The organism is Halobacillus sp. Cin3, assembly GCF_947311855.1.
In the GTDB taxonomy this organism is placed as follows: Bacteria; Bacillota; Bacilli; order Bacillales; family Halobacillaceae; genus Halobacillus; species Halobacillus kuroshimensis.
The window spans coordinates 26135-46256 of the sequence record NZ_CAMZMV010000010.1 but is presented as its reverse complement, the minus strand read 5'-3'; the positions used below and the strand labels follow the sequence as shown (position 1 = coordinate 46256).

The 20122-nt window shown below is 46.6% G+C and carries 20 protein-coding genes and 2 other annotated features (1 of these 22 only partly in view); all 20 genes read left to right on the top strand.

What is annotated here, in order from left to right:
* Positions 1-107: a binding site (T-box leader), on the top strand; it begins 111 nt to the left of the window's first position.
* Between the two features lie 57 nt (positions 108-164).
* The 20 genes from cysE (at position 165) to fusA (ending at position 20062) form a co-directional block, all read left to right on the top strand.
* Complete coding sequence (gene cysE / locus QMA39_RS19015) at positions 165-824, top strand: serine O-acetyltransferase (RefSeq protein ID WP_206936259.1); 660 nt, start codon at positions 165-167, stop codon at positions 822-824.
* Positions 814-2214, top strand: coding sequence for a cysteine--tRNA ligase (gene cysS / locus QMA39_RS19010; protein ID WP_206936257.1), 1401 nt, complete (start codon positions 814-816; stop codon positions 2212-2214). The genes cysE and cysS overlap by 11 nt, the downstream gene beginning before the upstream one ends.
* Positions 2215-2219: 5 nt before the next feature.
* On the top strand, positions 2220-2621 hold the full coding sequence (locus QMA39_RS19005; protein WP_027953442.1) for a Mini-ribonuclease 3: 402 nt from the start codon (positions 2220-2222) through the stop codon (positions 2619-2621).
* A complete protein-coding gene (rlmB, locus tag QMA39_RS19000) occupies positions 2618-3364 on the top strand; it encodes a 23S rRNA (guanosine(2251)-2'-O)-methyltransferase RlmB (RefSeq protein WP_281659549.1) in 747 nt (248 codons plus the stop codon). The genes QMA39_RS19005 and rlmB overlap by 4 nt, the downstream gene beginning before the upstream one ends.
* A 3-nt stretch (positions 3365-3367) precedes the next feature.
* Positions 3368-3877, top strand: a complete 510-nt coding sequence (locus tag QMA39_RS18995) for an NYN domain-containing protein (protein WP_281659548.1) — start codon at positions 3368-3370, stop codon at positions 3875-3877.
* A gap of 81 nt (positions 3878-3958) precedes the next feature.
* Positions 3959-4615: an RNA polymerase sporulation sigma factor SigH gene (gene sigH / locus QMA39_RS18990; RefSeq protein ID WP_027953439.1), complete on the top strand. Its 657-nt coding sequence runs from the start codon at positions 3959-3961 to the stop codon at positions 4613-4615.
* A 79-nt stretch (positions 4616-4694) separates the two neighbouring features.
* Positions 4695-4844 (top strand): 50S ribosomal protein L33, encoded by a 150-nt coding sequence (gene rpmG / locus QMA39_RS18985; protein ID WP_084162932.1) that lies wholly within the window; start codon positions 4695-4697, stop codon positions 4842-4844.
* Between the two features lie 39 nt (positions 4845-4883).
* A complete protein-coding gene (gene secE, locus QMA39_RS18980) occupies positions 4884-5060 on the top strand; it encodes a preprotein translocase subunit SecE (protein ID WP_027953438.1) in 177 nt (58 codons plus the stop codon).
* A 128-nt stretch (positions 5061-5188) separates the two neighbouring features.
* The gene (gene nusG, locus QMA39_RS18975) at positions 5189-5725 is read left to right on the top strand and encodes a transcription termination/antitermination protein NusG (protein WP_027953437.1); all 537 of its coding nucleotides are present in this window, start codon (positions 5189-5191) and stop codon (positions 5723-5725) included.
* 151 nt (positions 5726-5876) lie between these two features.
* The gene (rplK, locus tag QMA39_RS18970; RefSeq protein WP_027953436.1) at positions 5877-6302 is read left to right on the top strand and encodes a 50S ribosomal protein L11; all 426 of its coding nucleotides are present in this window, start codon (positions 5877-5879) and stop codon (positions 6300-6302) included.
* Between the two features lie 115 nt (positions 6303-6417).
* A complete protein-coding gene (gene rplA / locus QMA39_RS18965) occupies positions 6418-7113 on the top strand; it encodes a 50S ribosomal protein L1 (protein ID WP_027953435.1) in 696 nt (231 codons plus the stop codon).
* Positions 7114-7164: 51 nt separating this feature from the next.
* Positions 7165-7313 (top strand) — a sequence feature (ribosomal protein L10 leader region).
* Positions 7314-7358: 45 nt separating this feature from the next.
* Positions 7359-7859, top strand: a complete 501-nt coding sequence (gene rplJ, locus QMA39_RS18960) for a 50S ribosomal protein L10 (RefSeq protein ID WP_027953434.1) — start codon at positions 7359-7361, stop codon at positions 7857-7859.
* Positions 7860-7908: 49 nt separating this feature from the next.
* Complete coding sequence (rplL, locus tag QMA39_RS18955; RefSeq protein WP_027953433.1) at positions 7909-8274, top strand: 50S ribosomal protein L7/L12; 366 nt, start codon at positions 7909-7911, stop codon at positions 8272-8274.
* A gap of 102 nt (positions 8275-8376) precedes the next feature.
* Entirely contained in the window at positions 8377-8982 is a 606-nt protein-coding gene (locus QMA39_RS18950) for a class I SAM-dependent methyltransferase (RefSeq protein ID WP_027953432.1), read from the top strand.
* A gap of 312 nt (positions 8983-9294) precedes the next feature.
* Complete coding sequence (rpoB, locus tag QMA39_RS18945) at positions 9295-12822, top strand: DNA-directed RNA polymerase subunit beta (protein WP_027953431.1); 3528 nt, start codon at positions 9295-9297, stop codon at positions 12820-12822.
* Between the two features lie 72 nt (positions 12823-12894).
* On the top strand, positions 12895-16506 hold the full coding sequence (rpoC, locus tag QMA39_RS18940) for a DNA-directed RNA polymerase subunit beta' (protein WP_206936250.1): 3612 nt from the start codon (positions 12895-12897) through the stop codon (positions 16504-16506).
* Positions 16507-16647: 141 nt separating this feature from the next.
* Positions 16648-16899 (top strand): 50S ribosomal protein L7ae-like protein, encoded by a 252-nt coding sequence (locus QMA39_RS18935; protein ID WP_027953429.1) that lies wholly within the window; start codon positions 16648-16650, stop codon positions 16897-16899.
* A 92-nt stretch (positions 16900-16991) separates the two neighbouring features.
* On the top strand, positions 16992-17411 hold the full coding sequence (gene rpsL, locus QMA39_RS18930; RefSeq protein WP_027953428.1) for a 30S ribosomal protein S12: 420 nt from the start codon (positions 16992-16994) through the stop codon (positions 17409-17411).
* 59 nt (positions 17412-17470) lie between these two features.
* Complete coding sequence (rpsG, locus tag QMA39_RS18925; RefSeq protein ID WP_027953427.1) at positions 17471-17941, top strand: 30S ribosomal protein S7; 471 nt, start codon at positions 17471-17473, stop codon at positions 17939-17941.
* 42 nt (positions 17942-17983) lie between these two features.
* Complete coding sequence (gene fusA, locus QMA39_RS18920) at positions 17984-20062, top strand: elongation factor G (RefSeq protein WP_027953426.1); 2079 nt, start codon at positions 17984-17986, stop codon at positions 20060-20062.
* The last annotated feature ends 60 nt before the right edge of the window (positions 20063-20122 follow it).

The following is a 20122-nucleotide window of genomic DNA, read 5'->3' as shown; positions in this document are numbered from 1 at the left end:
CTGAATGTTAGTAGGCGGAAGCGGCTGCCTTCCGTTATCAAGGCTCGAGAGGGGAAAGGATTTCATGTTTCCCAAACAGAGTGGAACCACGTTCAAGCGTCTCTGTGCTTATGGCACAGGGACGCTTTTTTTCTGCTTTGTGTTATTCAAAGGAGGGAGCAAGTATGGGGCTTTTTAAAATGTTCAAGGAAGATGTGGATGTGGTGTTTGATCAGGATCCTGCTGCTCGTTCTTACATTGAAGTCATTCTTACCTATTCCGGCCTCCACGCCATCTGGGGCCACCGGGTGGCCCATGCGTTTCACAAAAGGAAATTCTTTTTTCCTGCCCGGCTGATTTCCCAGTGGAGCCGCTTCTTAACCGGTATTGAAATTCATCCGGGCGCGAAGATCGGCCGCCGCTTTTTCATTGACCACGGCATGGGAGTCGTCATCGGGGAAACGTGCGAAATCGGTGATAACGTGACGATATTCCAAGGCGTGACCCTCGGGGGAACTGGGAAGGAGAAAGGGAAGCGGCACCCAACGCTGCTCGATAACTCCCTTGTTGCTACAGGAGCGAAGGTTCTTGGGTCCATCACTATAGGAGAGAATTCCAAGGTAGGGGCAGGGTCTGTCGTGTTGAAAGATGTCCCGGATAATTCCACAGTCGTTGGGATCCCTGGTCATGTCGTTATCCAGAACGGCAGGAAAGTCCAGAAAAACCTCGACCACCATAAACTGCCGGATCCTGTTTATGACCGGCTGAACAATCTGGAAAAAGAACTACAGCAGCTGCGTGATCAGCTGAAAGAGAAAGAAGGAGTGAAGACTAATGGCGATTAATGTATATAACACTTTAACGCGTAAGAAAGAACCATTTACACCCATTGAAGAAGGCAAGGTGAAAATGTATGTGTGCGGACCCACCGTGTACAACTACATTCATATCGGAAACGCGCGCCCGGCCATCGTCTTCGATACTGTCCGCCGTTATTTTGAATACCGCGGCTATGATGTGCACTATGTGCTCAACTTTACTGATGTGGATGACAAATTGATTAAAGCGGCCAACGAAATGGGCGAAGGTGTGACAGAAATCGCCAACCGGTTTATTGATGCCTATAAGGAAGATGTTGGTGCCCTTGGAGTTAAAGAAGCCGTCGATCATCCCCGGGTAACAGAAAACATGGAGGAAATCATCAGCTTCATTCAAGGACTTGTTGATAAAGGGTATGCCTATGAAGCAGGCGGAGATGTTTATTTCCGCACCCGATCCTTTGATAATTACGGGAAACTTTCTCATCAATCCGTCGATGAGCTTCGTTCCGGATCGCGCATTGAGGTAGGGGATAAGAAAGAAGATCCGCTTGATTTTACCCTTTGGAAAAATGCAAAGCCGGGTGAAATTACGTGGGATAGTCCCTGGGGCACCGGACGCCCGGGGTGGCATATAGAATGCTCGGCTATGGCCAAAAAGTATCTTGGTGATACGATTGATATTCATGCAGGCGGACAGGACCTTACCTTCCCCCACCATGAAAACGAAATAGCACAGTCTGAAGCCCATAACGGAGAATCCTTTGCTCGTTACTGGATGCATAATGGGTATATTAATATCGACAACGAAAAAATGTCGAAATCCCTCGGAAACTTTATTCTTGCTCATGATCTTGTGAAAAAGCATGATCCAAAAGTCATTCGCTTCTTCATGCTGAGTGTTCAGTACCGTCACCCGATCAATTTCAGTGATGAATTATTGAAAGGCGCGAAGAGCAGCTTTGAACGGATTCAGAACGCTTATGAAAACATCCGCCACCGTAAAGAAACGTCGATGAGCCTGCAGGCAGATCGTGACGAGTGGATGGAGAAGGTACACGGATTCAAGGAGCAGTTCATGAAAGAAATGGATGATGACTTTAATACAGCGAATGCAATTTCTGTGATTTTCGACCTGACCAAGGCCGCCAACCTTTACCTTCAGGAAAGTCAGACACATGTCGATGTGCTTGATGCCTTTGAACAGACGCTGGAGGAATTGCTGCGTGTGCTTGGCATTCAAATTGGAGAAGAAACAGACCTTCTTGATGAAGAAATCGATGCTTTAATTGAAGAGCGTAAACAAGCAAGGAAAGACCGGAACTTCGAGCGTGCCGACCAAATCCGTGATGAGTTGAAAGACCGTCATATTATCCTGGAGGATACCTCACAGGGAACGCGCTGGAAGCGGGGCTGAAGAGCATGAAGGATGTTAAACAGATGAAGAGTCTCGCCCTGGCCTATATGGGGGATTCCGTATATGAATTGTATGTCAGGCATCACCTTTTGGAGAAAGGAGAAGTGAAACCACAGCAGCTTCATCAGGCGGCGGTCCAGTTCGTATCAGCTGGATCGCAGGCTGCTGTTGTCCAAGCCTGGCAGGAGGATAGACTTTTGACGGAGGAAGAAGAAGGGGTGCTCCGCCGGGGGCGCAATGCCAAATCCGGCTCCGTCCCGAAAAGCACGAATGTCCAGACCTATCGTTATTCCACAGCTTTTGAAGCTGTACTTGGCTTTTTGTATTTGTCCGGTCGTACCGAGAGACTGGAAACTCTGATCGACTATTCCATTAAGCACGTAGAAGAAAGGAGCGAGCATTCATGACAAACGGAGAATGGATCATAGGGAAGAATCCGGTGCAGGAAGCGCTGAGAGCCGGACGCTCCATCAACAAGGTGATGGTATCCGATCAACTCCAGTACCAGGCTTTTAAAAAGCTGGAGCAGCTGGCTAAAGAACAGGGTGTCAATGTTCAGAAGGTACCGAAAAAGAAAATCGACCAGCTCGTGGACGGAAACCACCAAGGGGTGGCTGCTTCTGTTGCCGCTTATGATTATGCAGATCTTGAAGATCTTTTTGCTAAAGCTGAGGAAAAAGGAGAGGCACCATTTTTCATCATCTGTGATGAAATTGAAGACCCTCATAATCTGGGATCGATTCTGCGGACAGCAGATGCAGCAGGGGCTCACGGAGTGATCATTCCGAAAAGGCGCTCTGTTGCTCTTACGGCGACCGTGGCGAAAACATCGACAGGAGCGATTGAATACATTCCTGTCGCCCGTGTAACGAACCTTGCCCGTACCATTGATGAGTTAAAGGAGCGGTTCGTCTGGGTCGTCGGCACAGATGCAGAGGGTACGGAGGATTACAGACAGCTGGATGGCAGTATGCCGATTGCCCTTGTCATCGGAAGTGAAGGCCGGGGAATGAGTCGTCTCACCAAAGACAAATGCGACTGGACCGTCAGTCTGCCGATGGCTGGCAGAGTAACCTCCTTGAACGCTTCTGTTGCCGCATCCCTCCTCATGTATGAAGTCCATCGCAAACGGTATCCGCTGGGTGAGTAACAGATGGTTGTACTAATTGTTGACGGCTATAACATGATCGGAGCCTGGCCGGAACTCGTGAAATTAAGGGATAAGGATCTCGGGCAGGCCCGGGATCTATTAATTGAGATGATGGCCGAGTACCAATCCTATACAGGTGACCGGATCATCATTGTATTTGACGCCTATCATGTGCGCGGCCTCGAAAAAAAACAAAAAAATTACAAAGTGGAAGTCATCTTTACAAAAGAAAACGAAACCGCTGATGAGCGTATTGAAAAATTAGCCGGTGATTTAAATGATGTCCGCACACAAGTCTATGTGGCGACATCGGATTATGCCGAGCAGCGGACGATCTTCGGGCAGGGAGCTTTCCGGAAGTCGGCCCGGGAACTTTATATTGAAATGAGAAATATAGAAAACCAGATTGAGAAAGATGTAGAAAATCACAATATATACCCGTATCAGTCCAAGATTCCCATCGACAAAGAGATGCGGGAAATCTTTGAGAAATGGCGGCGAGGAGATAAATAATTCTGACAACTTGTTGACGCTTTTCAAGCGCTTACTGTATAATATTGCTATATTTAGGTAGCACGGTCGGAGGGATCCTGTGTGAGCATCTTACAAACGGAGAAAAGCAGCAGTGAGTTGGATCTTAGCAAGCTTGATGATGAAGCGATCGTTGAAAGGATCAATCAAGGACAGGTCCAGGCGCTTGACTATTTGATCAATAAGTACAAAAATTTTGTTCGCGCAAAGGCTCGAACCTACTTTCTTATTGGAGCAGACAGGGAAGATATTGTTCAGGAAGGTATGATAGGCCTTTACAAAGCGATCCGCGATTATCGTGAAGGCAGACTCTCGTCTTTTAAAGCATTTGCAGAACTGTGCGTCACCCGTCAGATTATCACCGCCATTAAAACCGCCACCAGACAGAAGCATATCCCTTTAAACTCCTACGTTTCTTTGGACAAGCCGATTTACGATGAAGAGTCGGACCGGACACTGCTTGATGTCATCGCCGGTTCCAAAGCCATTGACCCTCAGGAATTAATTGTGAATAAAGAAAAATTCGCCGATATGGAAGAGAAGATGTCCGAGCTGCTGAGCGATCTGGAAAGAAAGGTTCTCACGCTGTACTTGGATGGACGTTCCTATCAGGAAATTTCAATAGAGCTCGACAGACACGTGAAGTCTATCGATAATGCACTGCAGCGGGTGAAGAGAAAGCTCGAAAAGTATTTGGAAGTGAGTGAAATCACCCTCTGAACGCTGCATTGACACGGTAACCTTTGAATGCTACATTAAATGAGTATGTGTAAACCTCTTATAAAGAGAGGCGACGGAAATGCGGAAAAAAGTGATATTAGCTTGTACAGAATGTCTCAATCGAAATTATAGTTCATATACAAATCGTTCCAACCAATCTGAACGTCTCGAGGTACGGAAGTTCTGCAAAAACTGCGGGAAACATACGTTGCACCAGGAGACAAAGTAGAGAAGCAGCCGGATGGCGCAAGTTTGGGGGTATTGCAGCATGTTTAAGTTCTTCAAGAATGTAGCTCGGGAGATGAAGAAGGTAAGCTGGCCGAAGGGTCAGGAACTGACACGTTACACCATCACCGTTCTCGGAACGGTCGCTTTCGTAGCTGTGTTCTTTGCTATTGTAGATCTTGGGATTTCCCAAGTGCTTGAACTCATTGCTCAAGAATAGTAGAGTGGATTTTATGCTATAATAGGAGATAGACTTACAAAAAACCCGTTCCGCGGGTTTTTTCATGTTGGAGAAATTTTCATCACTCTAATACAAGGGAGGGAAGGGCAAGCACTTGTCCTGTGATTATGGAAAAAAGATGGTATGTAGTGCACACGTACTCAGGTTATGAGAATAAGGTTAAGACAAACCTTGAAAAGCGCGTGGAATCAATGGGTATGGAAGATAAGATTTTCCGTGTCCTTGTCCCGGAGGACGAAGAAGCTGAGATCAAAAACGGCAAGAAGAAAATCGCAAAGAAAAAGGTTTTCCCAGGCTATGTTCTTGCGGAAATGGTGATGACGGATGATTCCTGGTATGTTGTTCGTAATACACCAGGGGTCACTGGTTTCGTCGGTTCCACAGGTTCAGGATCCAAGCCGATTCCTCTACTCCCTGAGGAAGTAGAAACCGTGCTTAAGCGGATGGGCATGAATGAAGAGCCGAAAGCAGAGGTTGACTTTGAGGTGAAGGAAAGTGTTACAGTAACAGATGGGCCTTTTGCCAACTTCACAGGTACGATCGAATACATTGACACGGACAAACAGAAAGTCAAAGTCCACGTGAATATGTTCGGACGTGAAACACCAGTCGAGTTGGACTTTACTCAAATCGAAAAATTATAAAATTCATCTCTCCCCTTGCATATTAGAGTTAAAGATGCTAGAATTTTTATGTTCTATATGCGCCCTGTAAAATACAGGTTTTTGCATATTGCAATGGAGTGGGAGGGTGAATCCCTATTACCACATCACGGACTTTAAGGAGGTGTGTCTCGTGGCTAAAAAAGTAATTAACGTAGTTAAGCTTCAAATCCCTGCGGGTAAAGCAAACCCAGCGCCGCCAGTAGGACCGGCACTAGGTCAAGCAGGTATCAATATCATGGGTTTCTGTAAAGAGTTTAACGCTCGTACACAGGAACAGGCGGGTACGATTATTCCGGTTGAAATCACGGTATATGAGGACCGTTCATTTACATTCGTTACTAAAACTCCACCTGCTGCTGTTCTTCTTAAGAAAGCGGCTGGTATCGAATCAGGTTCCGGTGAGCCAAACCGTAACAAAGTTGCTTCTGTTAAACGTGACCAAGTTCGCGAAATCGCAGAAACAAAAATGCCTGATTTAAATGCGGCTGACGTTGAAGCTGCTATGCGCATGGTTGAAGGTACAGCGCGCAGCATGGGAATCACAATCGAAGACTAATCCCACAGCGTCACATGGAGATAGGAGAAGGTTGCGGAAATGGAGCTTGTGACTCTTTCGCAACCTTTATTCGTGGGAGGAAAATCCGTTAAAACCACAAGAGGAGGAAATTGAAATGGCTAAAAAAACGAAAAAGCAGCAAGAACTTCAAAAACTTGTTGACCGTACAAAAGCTTACGATGTACAAGAGGCGATCAAGCTTGTAAAAGAAACTTCAAAAGCTAACTTTGATGAAACTGTTGAAGCGGCTTTCCGTCTGGGTGTAGACCCTAAAAAAGCGGATCAGCAGATCCGTGGCGCGATGGTGCTTCCACACGGTACAGGTAAATCCCAGCGTGTGCTTGTTTTCGCTAAAGGTGATAAAGCGAAAGAAGCAGAAGCAGCTGGTGCAGACTACGTAGGAGAGCAGGACCTGATCAACCAAATCAACCAAGGCTGGTTCGATTTTGATGTGGTTGTTGCAACTCCAGACATGATGGCTGAAGTTGGTAAACTTGGTCGTGTACTTGGACCAAAAGGTCTTATGCCAAACCCTAAAACCGGCACGGTAACGTTCGAAGTTGAAAAAGCTGTCAATGAAATCAAGGCTGGTAAAGTTGAATACCGCGTTGATAAAGCAGCAAACATCCACGTTCCAATCGGTAAATCTTCTTTCGATGAAGAGAAACTTGCTGAAAACTTCGCAGCGATTACAGATGCGTTGGTTAAAGCGAAGCCGCAGGCTGCTAAGGGAACTTACATGCGTAACGCTGCTGTTTCATCTACAATGGGTCCTGGAATCAAAGTAGACGTTTCTGCTTACACGAAGTAATAAAAAGTGTTGACTTTCCGCTATTAGTGTTATATACTAAGTAGCGTTGTATAAAAAGAATACGTTATACCGTAGACAGCAGGGGTGGTTTTCCACTTAAAGTCCTGCCGAGGTGTGTGATATAAGATAGAGCAGCGCCATCTGCCCTGCTCTATGAAAAACACCTCCATGTCTATGTGGAGGTGTTTTTCTTTATTAAGAAAACCTTCGAACGGTATGATGAAAAGTCAATAGGAGGTGGAACGATGAGCGGTATTATCGAACAGAAGAAACAGATTGTATCTGATCTAGCTGAAAAGTTCCGCAACAGTAAATCTGCTGTATTAGTAGATTACCGCGGTCTTGATGTAGCTGAAGTCACTGAACTTCGTAATCAGCTTCGTGAAGCCGGCGTAGAATACAAAGTGCATAAAAACACAATGATTCGCCGTGCGGCTGCAGAAGTTGAACTATCTGACCTTGATGAAGTGTTACAAGGACCAACAGCGATAGCTTTCCACACAGATGATGCGGTAGCTCCTGCTAAAATCTTGAACAACTTCGCTAAAGATCATGAAGATCTTGAAATCAAAGGTGGCGTAGTTGAAGGCCAGGTCGCAACTCTTGAGCAAATCAAAGAGCTTGCCAACCTTCCAAACTACGAGGGTCTTGTATCTATGTTCCTAAGCGTACTACAAGCTCCAATCCGCAACTTCGCTTATGCTACACAGGCAATCGCGGATCAAAAAGAAGAAGAAAGTGCGTAAGTTAGCATTCGTTTAAAATAAACCAACATAACTAAGGAGGAAATTTCTCATGTCTAACGAACAAATTATCGAAGCGATTAAAGAAATGTCTGTTCTTGAGCTTAACGACCTAGTTAAAGCAATTGAAGAAGAATTTGGTGTATCTGCTGCAGCTCCAGTTGCTGCTGGTGCTCCTGCCGGTGGTGCAGAAGCTGCTGAAGAGCAAACTGAATTTGATGTAGTACTAGAATCTGCTGGTTCTTCTAAGATCAAAGTGGTTAAAGCTGTACGCGAAATCACTGGTGCTGGTCTTAAAGACGCTAAAGAAATGGTTGATGGTGCTCCAAGCGCAATCAAAGAAGGCGTTTCTAAAGAAGAAGCTGAAGAGATCAAATCTCAGCTTGAAGAAGCAGGCGCTACTGTCGAACTTAAGTAAGGAAAACCTTGGAGAAAAGCTCGCTGATATATCGGCGGGCTTTCTTTTTCTTAATAGACATTTTATTCTCTAAAATTCAGACAATGGAGAAGGTGTTCGGATATGTCGGAGCATTATTATTCAAAAAAGACATCAACGGCTAGTGAGGAGAAAACATGGTCCTTCGAATTGAAGGGATTTCCATTTTCCTTCACGACAGATCACGCCGTCTTTTCCAAAAATGAAGTGGATTACGGCTCAAGGGTCTTGATTGATGCATTTCAACTTCCTGAAGTGGAGGGGGAAATCCTTGATCTTGGATGTGGGTATGGCCCTATTGGGTTGTCTCTGGCTAAAGCTTTCAGTGACCGTCGTTTTGTGATGGTGGATGTAAACGAACGGGCCCTCCATCTGGCGGGAAAGAATGCGGCTGCCAATCACATTCATAATGTAACCATTCTGGAGAGCGACCGACTTCAGGGTGTCCGGGACAGGAAGTTTGCTGCTATATTAACCAATCCTCCGATTCGTGCCGGTAAGTCTGTGGTGCATGCGATGTTTGAAGAAGCATCGGAAGCGCTGCTGCCAGGCGGAGAGTTATGGGTTGTGATTCAGAAAAAGCAGGGGGCGCCATCTGCTAAGCAGAAACTTGATGAATGGTTCGGTTCATCTGAGGTCGTTTTGAAAAAGAAAGGTTACTACATTCTCAAAGCAAAAAAGATTGACTAGCAAACCCACTTGTGCTAGTATTGAAAAATGCCAATATATCTGATATCTGTCAAGTCTTTTTTACAAAATAGTATAAAAAACTTACGGAGTGGTCAGAATGGTAAAATCGAACGCTGAAAGTAAATGAGGTTTTTAATGTATGAAAAGCCTTTTTCTTTTTTGTCTAACGTTAGAGAGAAATGAAGAATCACCATCTGCAATTGCCGCAGATGTTTAAATATGCTTGTGGCAAGATCAACCGCAAGCCTGTTCGGCATGTCTTGCCGGACCCTTTTTTCGTTATTAAAATGCTTGATTTGAGGGGTGAATCAGTTGACAGGTCAACTAGTTCAGTATGGACGACACCGCCAGCGCAGAAGTTATGCACGTATCAGTGAGGTATTAGAATTACCGAACCTGATTGAAATCCAAACCGCTTCTTACGATTGGTTCTTAAAAGAAGGTTTGAAGGAAATGTTCCAGGACATTTCCCCGATTGAAGATTTCACAGGTAATCTATCGCTTGAATTCGTAGACTACAGCCTTGGCGAACCAAAGTATCCAGTCGATGAGTCAAAGGATCGCGATGTAACATATAACGCACCGCTTCGAGTGAAAGTACGCCTTCTAAACAACGAGACAGGTGAAGTAAAAGAGCAGGAAGTTTTCATGGGTGACTTCCCATTGATGACAGACACCGGTACCTTCGTAATCAACGGTGCTGAGCGTGTCATTGTATCTCAGCTCGTCCGCTCTCCAAGCGTGTACTTTAACAAGAAAATAGATAAAAACGGTAAACGCGGCTATACGGCAACCGTTATTCCAAACCGCGGAGCGTGGCTGGAATTTGAAACAGATGCCAAAGATGTCGTACACGTACGTATTGACCGTACGCGTAAGCTGCCGATTACAGTTCTGCTGCGTGCTTTAGGATTCGGAACCGACCAGGAGATCATTGATCTTATCGGCGATAACGAATACTTGAAAAACACGCTTGAGAAAGATAATACGGAGACTACAGAGAAAGCTCTGCTTGAAATCTACGAGCGTCTACGCCCTGGTGAGCCGCCTACAGTAGAAAATGCGAAAAGCTTGCTGGTTTCCCGTTTCTTCGATCCAAAACGCTACGACCTAGCGCGCGTTGGACGATATAAAATGAATAAAAAGCTTCATATTAAGGACCGTTTGTTCAATCAAACACTGGCGGAAACGCTGGTCGATGAGGAAACAGGCGAAGTCATCGCTGAAAAAGGCGATAAGATTGACCGCCGTCTCCTGAATAAACTGATCCCTTACTTCGATGATCAGGAAGGTACATTGAGTGAAGAAACGCTTGAACCCGTTGAAGGCGTTCTTGAAGATCCGATCCAAGTACAGTCTGTGAAAATCGTTGACCCAACTGATCCGGAAGGGGAGCGTTCAATCAACGTTATCGGCAATGCCAACATTGACCGTGATGTGAAGAACATTACTCCTGCTGATATTCTTTCTTCAATCAGTTACTTCTTCAACCTGCTGCATGATGTAGGCGGGACAGACGATATTGACCACCTTGGTAACCGTCGTCTGCGTTCTGTAGGTGAACTTCTTCAGAACCAGTTCCGTATTGGTCTTTCCCGTATGGAGCGTGTCGTTCGTGAGCGTATGTCCATCCAGGATACATCGTCCATCACACCACAGCAGTTGATTAACATCCGTCCGGTTATTGCGTCTATTAAAGAGTTCTTCGGAAGCTCGCAGCTTTCACAGTTCATGGACCAGACCAACCCACTTGCGGAATTGACACACAAACGCCGTCTATCTGCTCTTGGACCAGGTGGTTTAACTCGTGAACGTGCAGGATTTGAAGTTCGTGACGTACACTATTCCCACTACGGGCGTATGTGTCCGATCGAAACGCCGGAAGGTCCAAACATTGGGCTGATCAACTCCCTTTCCTCCTATGCGAAAGTGAACGAGTTCGGATTTATTGAAACGCCATACCGTCGTGTCGACCCGGATACAAACAAAGTAACGGCTCAAATCGACTACCTGACTGCCGATGAGGAAGATAACTACGTGGTTGCCCAGGCGAACGCGAAGCTTGATGATGACGGTGGATTCACAGATGAAGAAGTTATCGCACGTTTCCGCGGGGAAAACACGGTCGTAGCCCGTGACCGCCTTGACTACATGGACGTATCTCCGAAGCAGGTAGTATCTGCTGCGACAGCCTGTATCCCATTCCTTGAGAACGATGACTCCAACCGTTCCCTAATGGGTGCAAACATGCAGCGTCAAGCAGTACCATTGCTGAAGCCGGATGCGCCTCTTGTTGGTACTGGTATGGAATATGTGTCTGGTAAAGACTCCGGTGCTGCCGTTATTTGTAAGCACGAAGGAATTGTTGAGCGTGTGGAAGCGAAAGAAGTCCGCGTCCGCCGTATTTCTGAAGTAGATGGCAAAGAGGTTGAGGGAGATCTTGACCGTTACCGTCTTCAGAAATTCATCCGTTCCAACCAGGGAAGCTGTTATAACCAGCGTCCGATCGTTTCTAAAGGTGACCGTGTTACAAAAGGGGAAATCCTTGCTGATGGTCCATCCATGGATATGGGTGAACTGGCTCTTGGACAGAACCCGCTTGTGGCCTTCATGACATGGGATGGTTACAACTACGAGGATGCGATCATTATGAGTGAGCGCCTTGTTAAAGATGATGTATACACATCCATCCACATTGAAGAATATGAATCAGAAGCCCGTGATACGAAGCTTGGACCTGAAGAGATCACTCGTGATATTCCTAACGTCGGTGAAGATGCTCTTCGTGACCTGGATGACCGTGGAATTATCCGCGTCGGAGCAGAGGTCAGTGACGGAGATCTGCTTGTCGGTAAAGTTACACCTAAAGGGGTAACAGAACTGTCTGCAGAAGAACGCCTTCTTCACGCCATCTTCGGTGAAAAAGCTCGTGAAGTCCGTGATACGTCTCTTCGTGTTCCTCACGGTGCTGGTGGTATCGTTCTTGATGTGAAAATCTTCAACCGTGAAGACGGAGATGAGCTTCCACCGGGAGTGAACCAGCTGATCCGTGTTTATATCGTTCAGAAACGTAAGATTTCTGAAGGGGATAAGATGGCTGGACGTCACGGTAACAAAGGTGTTATTTCCAAGATTCTTCCGGAAGAGGACATGCCGTTCCTTCCAGATGGAACACCGGTTGACATCATGTTGAACCCACTTGGTGTACCATCTCGTATGAACATCGGTCAGGTGCTGGAGCTGCACATGGGTATGGCCGCCCGTTTGATGGGTGAAAGAATCGCCACCCCGGTCTTTGATGGTGCCCGCGAGGAAGATGTTTGGGAAACATTACAGGAAGCAGGCATGGCTCGTGATGCGAAAACGATCTTGTATGATGGACGTACCGGCGATCCGTTTGATAACCGTGTATCTGTTGGTGTCATGTACATGATCAAACTGGCACACATGGTTGATGATAAACTCCACGCCCGTTCAACTGGACCTTACTCTCTCGTTACCCAGCAGCCGCTTGGTGGTAAAGCCCAATTCGGTGGTCAGCGTTTCGGTGAGATGGAGGTATGGGCACTTGAAGCATATGGTGCTGCCTATACCCTGCAGGAAATCCTGACAGTTAAATCCGATGATGTTGTTGGTCGTGTGAAAACATACGAAGCCATCGTCAAAGGTGACAACGTACCGGAACCTGGTGTGCCGGAATCCTTCAAGGTTCTTATCAAGGAACTTCAAAGTCTTGGTATGGATGTGAAGATTCTCTCCGGTGATGAGGAAGAGATTGAGATGCGGGATATTGAGGAAGAGCAAACCAAAGAATCCGAGAATTTGAACTTAGACGATTAAGTTAGAAACACTGCTGTCGCTCGTGTTCTAAGCTTAGGGTAAAACCTGGATACTGAAAGGGAGGTAGGCCCCTTGCTAGATGTAAACAACTTTGAGTATATGAAAATCGGCCTCGCTTCACCGGATAAGATTCGTTCTTGGTCCTATGGTGAAGTTAAGAAGCCGGAAACCATCAACTATCGTACGTTGAAACCAGAGAAAGACGGTCTTTTCTGTGAGCGTATCTTCGGGCCTCAAAAAGACTGGGAATGTCACTGTGGAAAATACAAACGCGTCCGTTACAAGGGCGTCGTTTGTGACCGCTGTGGCGTTGAAGTAACAAAAGCGAAAGTACGCCGTGAGCGTATGGGGCACCTTGAACTAGCTGCCCCTGTCTCTCACATCTGGTACTTCAAAGGTATCCCGAGTCGTATGGGTCTTGTATTGGATATGTCGCCAAGAGCGCTTGAAGAAGTTATTTACTTCGCCGCTTACATCGTGACCGATCCAGGCGAGACGGCTCTTGAGAAGAAGCAGCTGCTTTCTGAAAAAGAGTACCGTTCATACCGTGAGAAATTCGGACAAGGCTTCCAGGCTGCTATGGGAGCGGAAGCCATCCGTAAACTTCTATTCGACATCGATTTGGATGGAGAAGTAGACACACTGAAGGAAGAGTTGAAAACTGCCCAGGGGCAGCGACGCACACGTGCGATCAAGCGCCTGGAAGTGTTGGAGTCCTTCCGTCATTCTGGTAACGATCCATCATGGATGATCCTGGATGTTCTTCCTGTCATCCCTCCGGAACTGCGCCCGATGGTGCAGCTGGATGGTGGACGTTTCGCCACATCTGATTTGAACGACCTTTATCGTCGTGTCATTAACCGTAACAACCGTCTGAAGCGTCTATTGGACCTTGGAGCCCCTACGATTATCGTTCAGAACGAGAAGCGTATGCTTCAGGAAGCTGTTGACGCCCTGATCGATAACGGTCGACGCGGCCGACCGGTTACAGGTCCTGGTAACCGTCCGCTTAAATCTCTTTCTCACATGTTGAAAGGGAAGCAGGGACGTTTCCGTCAAAACCTTCTTGGTAAGCGTGTTGACTATTCCGGACGTTCCGTAATCGTTGTAGGACCATCGTTGAAGATGTACCAGTGTGGTCTTCCTAAAGAAATGGCTCTGGAGTTGTTCAAGCCTTTCGTTATGAAGGAATTGGTTTCCCGAGGACTTGCACACAACATCAAGTCAGCTAAACGTAAGATTGAACGCGTTCACCATGAAGTATGGGATGTTCTTGAAGATGTCATTAAAGAGCACCCGGTTCTTCTTAACCGTGCACCAACGCTTCACCGCCTTGGTATTCAAGCGTTCGAACCGACGCTTGTAGAAGGACGCGCCATTCGTCTGCACCCGCTCGTATGTACGGCTTATAACGCCGACTTTGACGGTGACCAGATGGCTGTACACGTACCGTTATCCTCAGAAGCTCAGGCTGAAGCACGTATTCTGATGCTTGCGGCTCAGAACATCCTGAACCCGAAAGACGGAAAACCAGTTGTTACGCCGTCACAGGATATGGTACTTGGTAACTACTACCTCACTCTTGAGCGTACCAACGCAGTAGGAGAAGGTATGTTCTTCAAGGACTTGAACGAAGCGCTGATGGCTTACCAAAATGGTTATGCCCACCTGCACACACGTGTAGCTGTTCAGGCGAGTTCCTTGAATAACGAAACGTTTACAGAAAAACAGAACCAGCAGCTTCTTCTGACTACGGTCGGTAAGTTGATCTTCAACGAAATGCTGCCTAGTTCTTTCCCTTATATCAATGAACCAACAAAAGAGAACCTGGAGGTCAAGACTCCGGATCATTACTTTATTGAAAAAGGAACAGACATCCGTGCGGAAATTGCGAAGCGCGATGAAGTCGCTCCATTCAAAAAAGGAATTCTTGGAGACATCATTGCAGAAGTGTTCAAACGCTTCTCCATCAGTGAAACGTCCAAGATGCTTGACCGTATGAAGGATCTTGGTTTTGCCTACTCCACGAAGGCCGGTATCACAGTCGGTGTATCTGACGTTGTCGTACTTCCGGAGAAACAGGAAATTCTTGATGAAGGTCAGAAGAAAGTCGATAAGGTCATGAAACAGTTCCGCCGCGGTTTAATTACCGAGGAAGAGCGTTATGACCGCGTCATTGAAATCTGGGGAGCAGCGAAGGATGACATTCAGAACCGTCTGATGAAATCCCTTGATCCGCGTAACCCGATCTTCATGATGAGTGATTCCGGAGCCCGTGGTAACGCCTCTAACTTTACGCAGCTCGCGGGTATGCGTGGTCTGATGGCCAACCCGGCTGGACGTATCATTGAACTACCAATCAAGTCCAGTTTCCGTGAAGGTCTGACAGTACTTGAATACTTCATCTCCACACACGGTGCACGTAAAGGTCTTGCCGATACAGCCCTTAAGACAGCCGACTCAGGTTATCTGACTCGTCGTCTTGTAGACGTTGCGCAGGATGTCATCGTCCGTGAAGATGATTGTGGAACGGACCGCGGCTTGACTGTTGCCGCCCTTCAGGAAGGCACTGAAATCATCGAGCCGCTGATCGACCGTCTCATTGGTCGTACAGCATTCCAGAAAATCGAGCACCCTGAAACTGGTCGTGTTCTTGCAGAAAGAAACGAAGTTATTTCCGAAGATACTGCGAAACAGATTGAAGATTCCGGTATTAAGGAAGTTGTCATCCGAACTGCCTTCACTTGTAATACGAAGCACGGCGTATGTAAGAAATGTTATGGCCGCAACCTTGCCACTGGTGATGAGGTTGAAGTTGGAGAAGCTGTCGGTATCATCGCAGCGCAGTCCATCGGTGAGCCTGGTACACAGCTTACTATGCGTACCTTCCACACAGGCGGGGTAGCCGGAGACGATATCACACAGGGTCTTCCTCGTATCCAGGAGATCGTGGAAGCTCGTAATCCGAAAGGTCAGGCTGTCATCACTGAAATTGATGGTACTGTCCACGAAGTGAATGAAGTGAAAGAGAAACAGGAGATCGTCGTTCAGGGCGCGATTGAGTCCCGCTCCTATACAGCTCCATACGGTGCCCGTATGAAAGTAAGTGTCGGAGACGAAGTGAAGTCCGGTGATGCGTTGACGGAAGGTTCCATTGATCCGAAGGAACTGTTAACCATCAAAGGCCTCGACGGAGTTCAGGAATATCTTCTTAAAGAAGTTCAGAAAGTATACCGTATGCAGGGTGTAGAAATTTCTGATAAGCACGTAGAAGTTATGGTCCGTCAAATGCTTCGCAAAGTACGTGTTCTTGACTCTGGTGACACAGATGTTCTACCTGGATCTCTTCTTGAAATTCACCAATTCAAAGAAGCGAACCAAAAAGTGCTCATGGAAGGTGGCCAGCCGGCAGTCGGCCGTCCAGTCATCCTGGGTATTACCAAAGCGTCTCTTGAAACAGACAGCTTCCTGTCCGCCGCATCCTTCCAGGAAACGACTCGTGTCCTGACTGATGCAGCTATTAAAGGCAAGCGAGACGAGCTGCTTGGCTTGAAAGAGAACGTCATTATCGGTAAACTTGTTCCTGCAGGTACGGGCATGACCCGCTACCGCAAGATACAGGCTCAAGCCGAGGGTGCTAAGACCGAAACTTCGGTAACACCTGAAGAGGTTACGCAGCCATAAAAAGAGAAGCAGATGTTAACAAAGGGTAAAAAATAAGGAAGCATCAAAAATCTCACCCGAATGCAGTTGACATGCATTTGGGTGAGTGATAATATTATCAAGGTGCTTCCATTTATCCTTGTTACTTTGGAGGATATGAAGATGTCTTATGAAAAAGTAGCACAGGCAGGTTTCGATATCATTATCGGAACAAAGCAGACACTGAAAGCCATGAAAAATGGTGAAGTGAACGAAGTCATAACGGCTGACGATGCCGATCAGTCCATGACACTTAAAGTAGCTGAACTGGCCCGGCAACTGAACATTCCCCATACACGGGTTCCTTCCATGGAAGAGCTCGGGAATGCATGCGGTATTGATGTTGGTGCGGCTACAGTGGCGATAAAGCAATAAAGTTTTGGCGTTTCAACGCGAAAGCTTTGTTTTTTGCCTTTTTATGAACCACCTGGATGTGTGGTATTAAAAAATGAAGGGAGGATACAACCATGCCAACTATTAACCAATTGGTACGTAAAGGTCGCGTGAGCAAGACAAAGCAGACGAACTCTCCAGCTTTGAACAAAGGCTATAACAGCATGAAGAAGCGTATGACAGATCTTGCTGCTCCACAAAAACGTGGTGTCTGCACACGTGTTGGTACAATGACACCGAAGAAGCCGAACTCTGCACTTCGTAAATATGCACGTGTTCGTTTGACTAACCAGCTTGAGGTTAACGCTTATATCCCTGGTATCGGCCACAACCTTCAAGAGCACAGTGTTGTTCTTATCCGTGGCGGTAAAGTTAAAGACTTGCCAGGTGTACGTTACCACATCGTACGTGGTGCGCTTGATACTTCAAGTGTTGACGGCCGTATGCAAGGTCGCTCCAAGTACGGTACCAAAAAGCCAAAAGCTAAAAAATAAACGATATGAATATATCGCTTAAAATAAACTAAAACAATTGTGAGAAGGGAGGGGAACATATGCCACGTAAAGGTCCAGTAGCAAAACGTGATGTGTTGCCAGATCCAATGTATAACTCTAAGCTTGTTACTCGTTTGATCAACCAAATCATGGTGAACGGTCAGCGCGGAAAAGCTCAAAAGATTCTTTATAAAGCTTTTGAACTTGTTCAGGAGCGCAGCGGAAACGAAGCAATGGAAGCATTCGACGAAGCAATGAAGAATGTTATGCCTGTATTGGAGGTTCGCGCACGCCGTGTGGGTGGTTCCAACTACCAGGTACCCGTTGAGGTTCGTCCGGAACGTCGTCAGGCTCTAGGTCTTCGTTTCATCGTAAACTATGCGCGTCTACGCGGAGAGAAAACGATGGAAGAGCGCCTTGCTAACGAAATTCTTGATGCAGCGAACAACACTGGTGCTTCCGTTAAACGCCGCGAAGAAATGCACAAAATGGCAGAAGCGAACAAAGCATTCGCTCACTACCGTTGGTAATCACCAAAAAAATAACTGTTCAAACAGGAAGGAGAAAGATTCATGGCTAGAGAGTTCTCCTTGGAAAAGACCCGGAATATCGGGATCATGGCTCACATCGACGCTGGTAAAACAACGGCGACTGAGCGTATTCTTTTCTACACAGGACGTATCCACAAAATTGGTGAAACTCACGAAGGGGCTTCCCAAATGGACTGGATGGAGCAGGAACAGGAACGCGGAATCACAATTACTTCCGCCGCTACAACTGCTCAGTGGAGAGACCACCGTATTAACATCATCGACACTCCTGGACACGTAGACTTCACTGTTGAAGTTGAGCGTTCCCTGCGTGTACTTGATGGATCCGTAGCTGTTCTTGACGCCCAATCCGGTGTTGAGCCTCAAACAGAAACTGTTTGGCGCCAGGCTACCACGTACGGTGTTCCACGTATCGTGTTCGTTAACAAAATGGACAAAGTAGGGGCTGACTTCATTTACTCCCTTGGCACATTGAAAGACCGCCTTGGTGCAAATGCCGCAGCTGTTCAACTTCCTATCGGTGCAGAAGATGAATTCGAAGGAATCATTGACCTTGTAACGATGGAAGCTTTCTACTACATGGATGACCTTGGAACTCGTGCGGAAGCACGTGCCATTCCAGATGACTACAAAGATCAGGCTGAAGAGTACCGTGGCAAGCTTGTAGAAGCTGTTGCAGAACTTGATGAAGATTTGATGATGCAGTATCTGGAAGGGGAAGAAATCACTAACGAGCAGCTTAAGACGGCTATCCGTGCAGCTACTCTAACTGTAGACTTCTACCCAGTCTTCTGTGGATCTGCCTTCAAGAACAAAGGTGTACAGCTTTTAATTGATGGTGTTATTGATTATCTACCATCTCCATTGGATGTACCTCCAATTGAAGGTCACGTACCACAAACAGAAGAACATGTTGTCCGTAAGGCTGATGACAACGAGCCATTCTCTGGTCTGGCTTTCAAAGTTGCCACAGACCCTTATGTAGGTAAACTGACATTCTTCCGTGTATATTCCGGAACACTTTCCGCCGGTTCTTACGTGAAAAACTCGACGAAGGATAAGCGTGAGCGTGTAGGTCGTATCCTGCAGATGCACGCAAACTCCCGTGAAGAGATTTCCACAGTATACGCTGGTGATATCGCTGGTGCGGTAGGTCTTAAAGACACGGGTACAGGTGACACTCTATGTGATGAGAAGAGCCTTGTTATCCTTGAATCTATGGAGTTCCCTGAACCGGTAATCTCTGTAGCTATCGAGCCTAAATCCAAAGCTGACCAAGATAAAATGGCAATTGCCCTTGGTAAGCTTGCGGAAGAAGACCCAACGTTCCAAACGGAAACAAACGTTGAAACAGGACAAACGATCATCGCTGGTATGGGTGAGCTTCACCTTGACATCATCGTTGACCGCCTGAAGCGTGAGTTCAAAGTTGAAGCGAACATTGGTGCTCCACAAGTTGCCTACCGCGAAACATTCCGCGCTAGTGCACAAGTGGAAGGTAAGTTCGTACGTCAATCCGGTGGTCGTGGACAATTCGGTCACGTATGGGTTGAGTTCGAGCCGAACGAAGAAGGCGCTGGTTTCGAATTCGTCAACAAGATTGTTGGTGGTGTTGTACCGCGTGAATACATTCCATCTGTAGAACAAGGTATTAAAGAATCCTTGGAGAATGGTGTATTGGCCGGCTACCCAATGGTAGACATCAAAGCAACTCTTTATGATGGTTCCTACCACGATGTCGACTCCAACGAAATGGCCTTTAAAGTTGCTGCTTCCATGGCACTTAAAGAGGCTAAAAACAAGTGTAAGCCTGTTCTACTTGAACCAATGATGAAAGTAGAAGTTGTTATTCCTGAGGAATACATGGGCGACATCATGGGTGACGTAACTTCCCGTCGTGGACGTGTTGAAGGTATGGAAACTCGTGGTAATGCACAAGTGGTTAAAGCATTCGTTCCACTATCTGAAATGTTCGGTTACGCAACAGCGTTGCGCTCCAACACTCAGGGCCGCGGAACTTACACAATGCACTTCGACCACTACGAAGAAGTTCCGAAGAGCATCTCTGAGGAAATCATCAAGAAAAATTCCGGACAATAATTGATTTTTTAAACAAGTTACAGTATAACTTGTAATGTAAGCTTAGGAGTGCTTGTCACT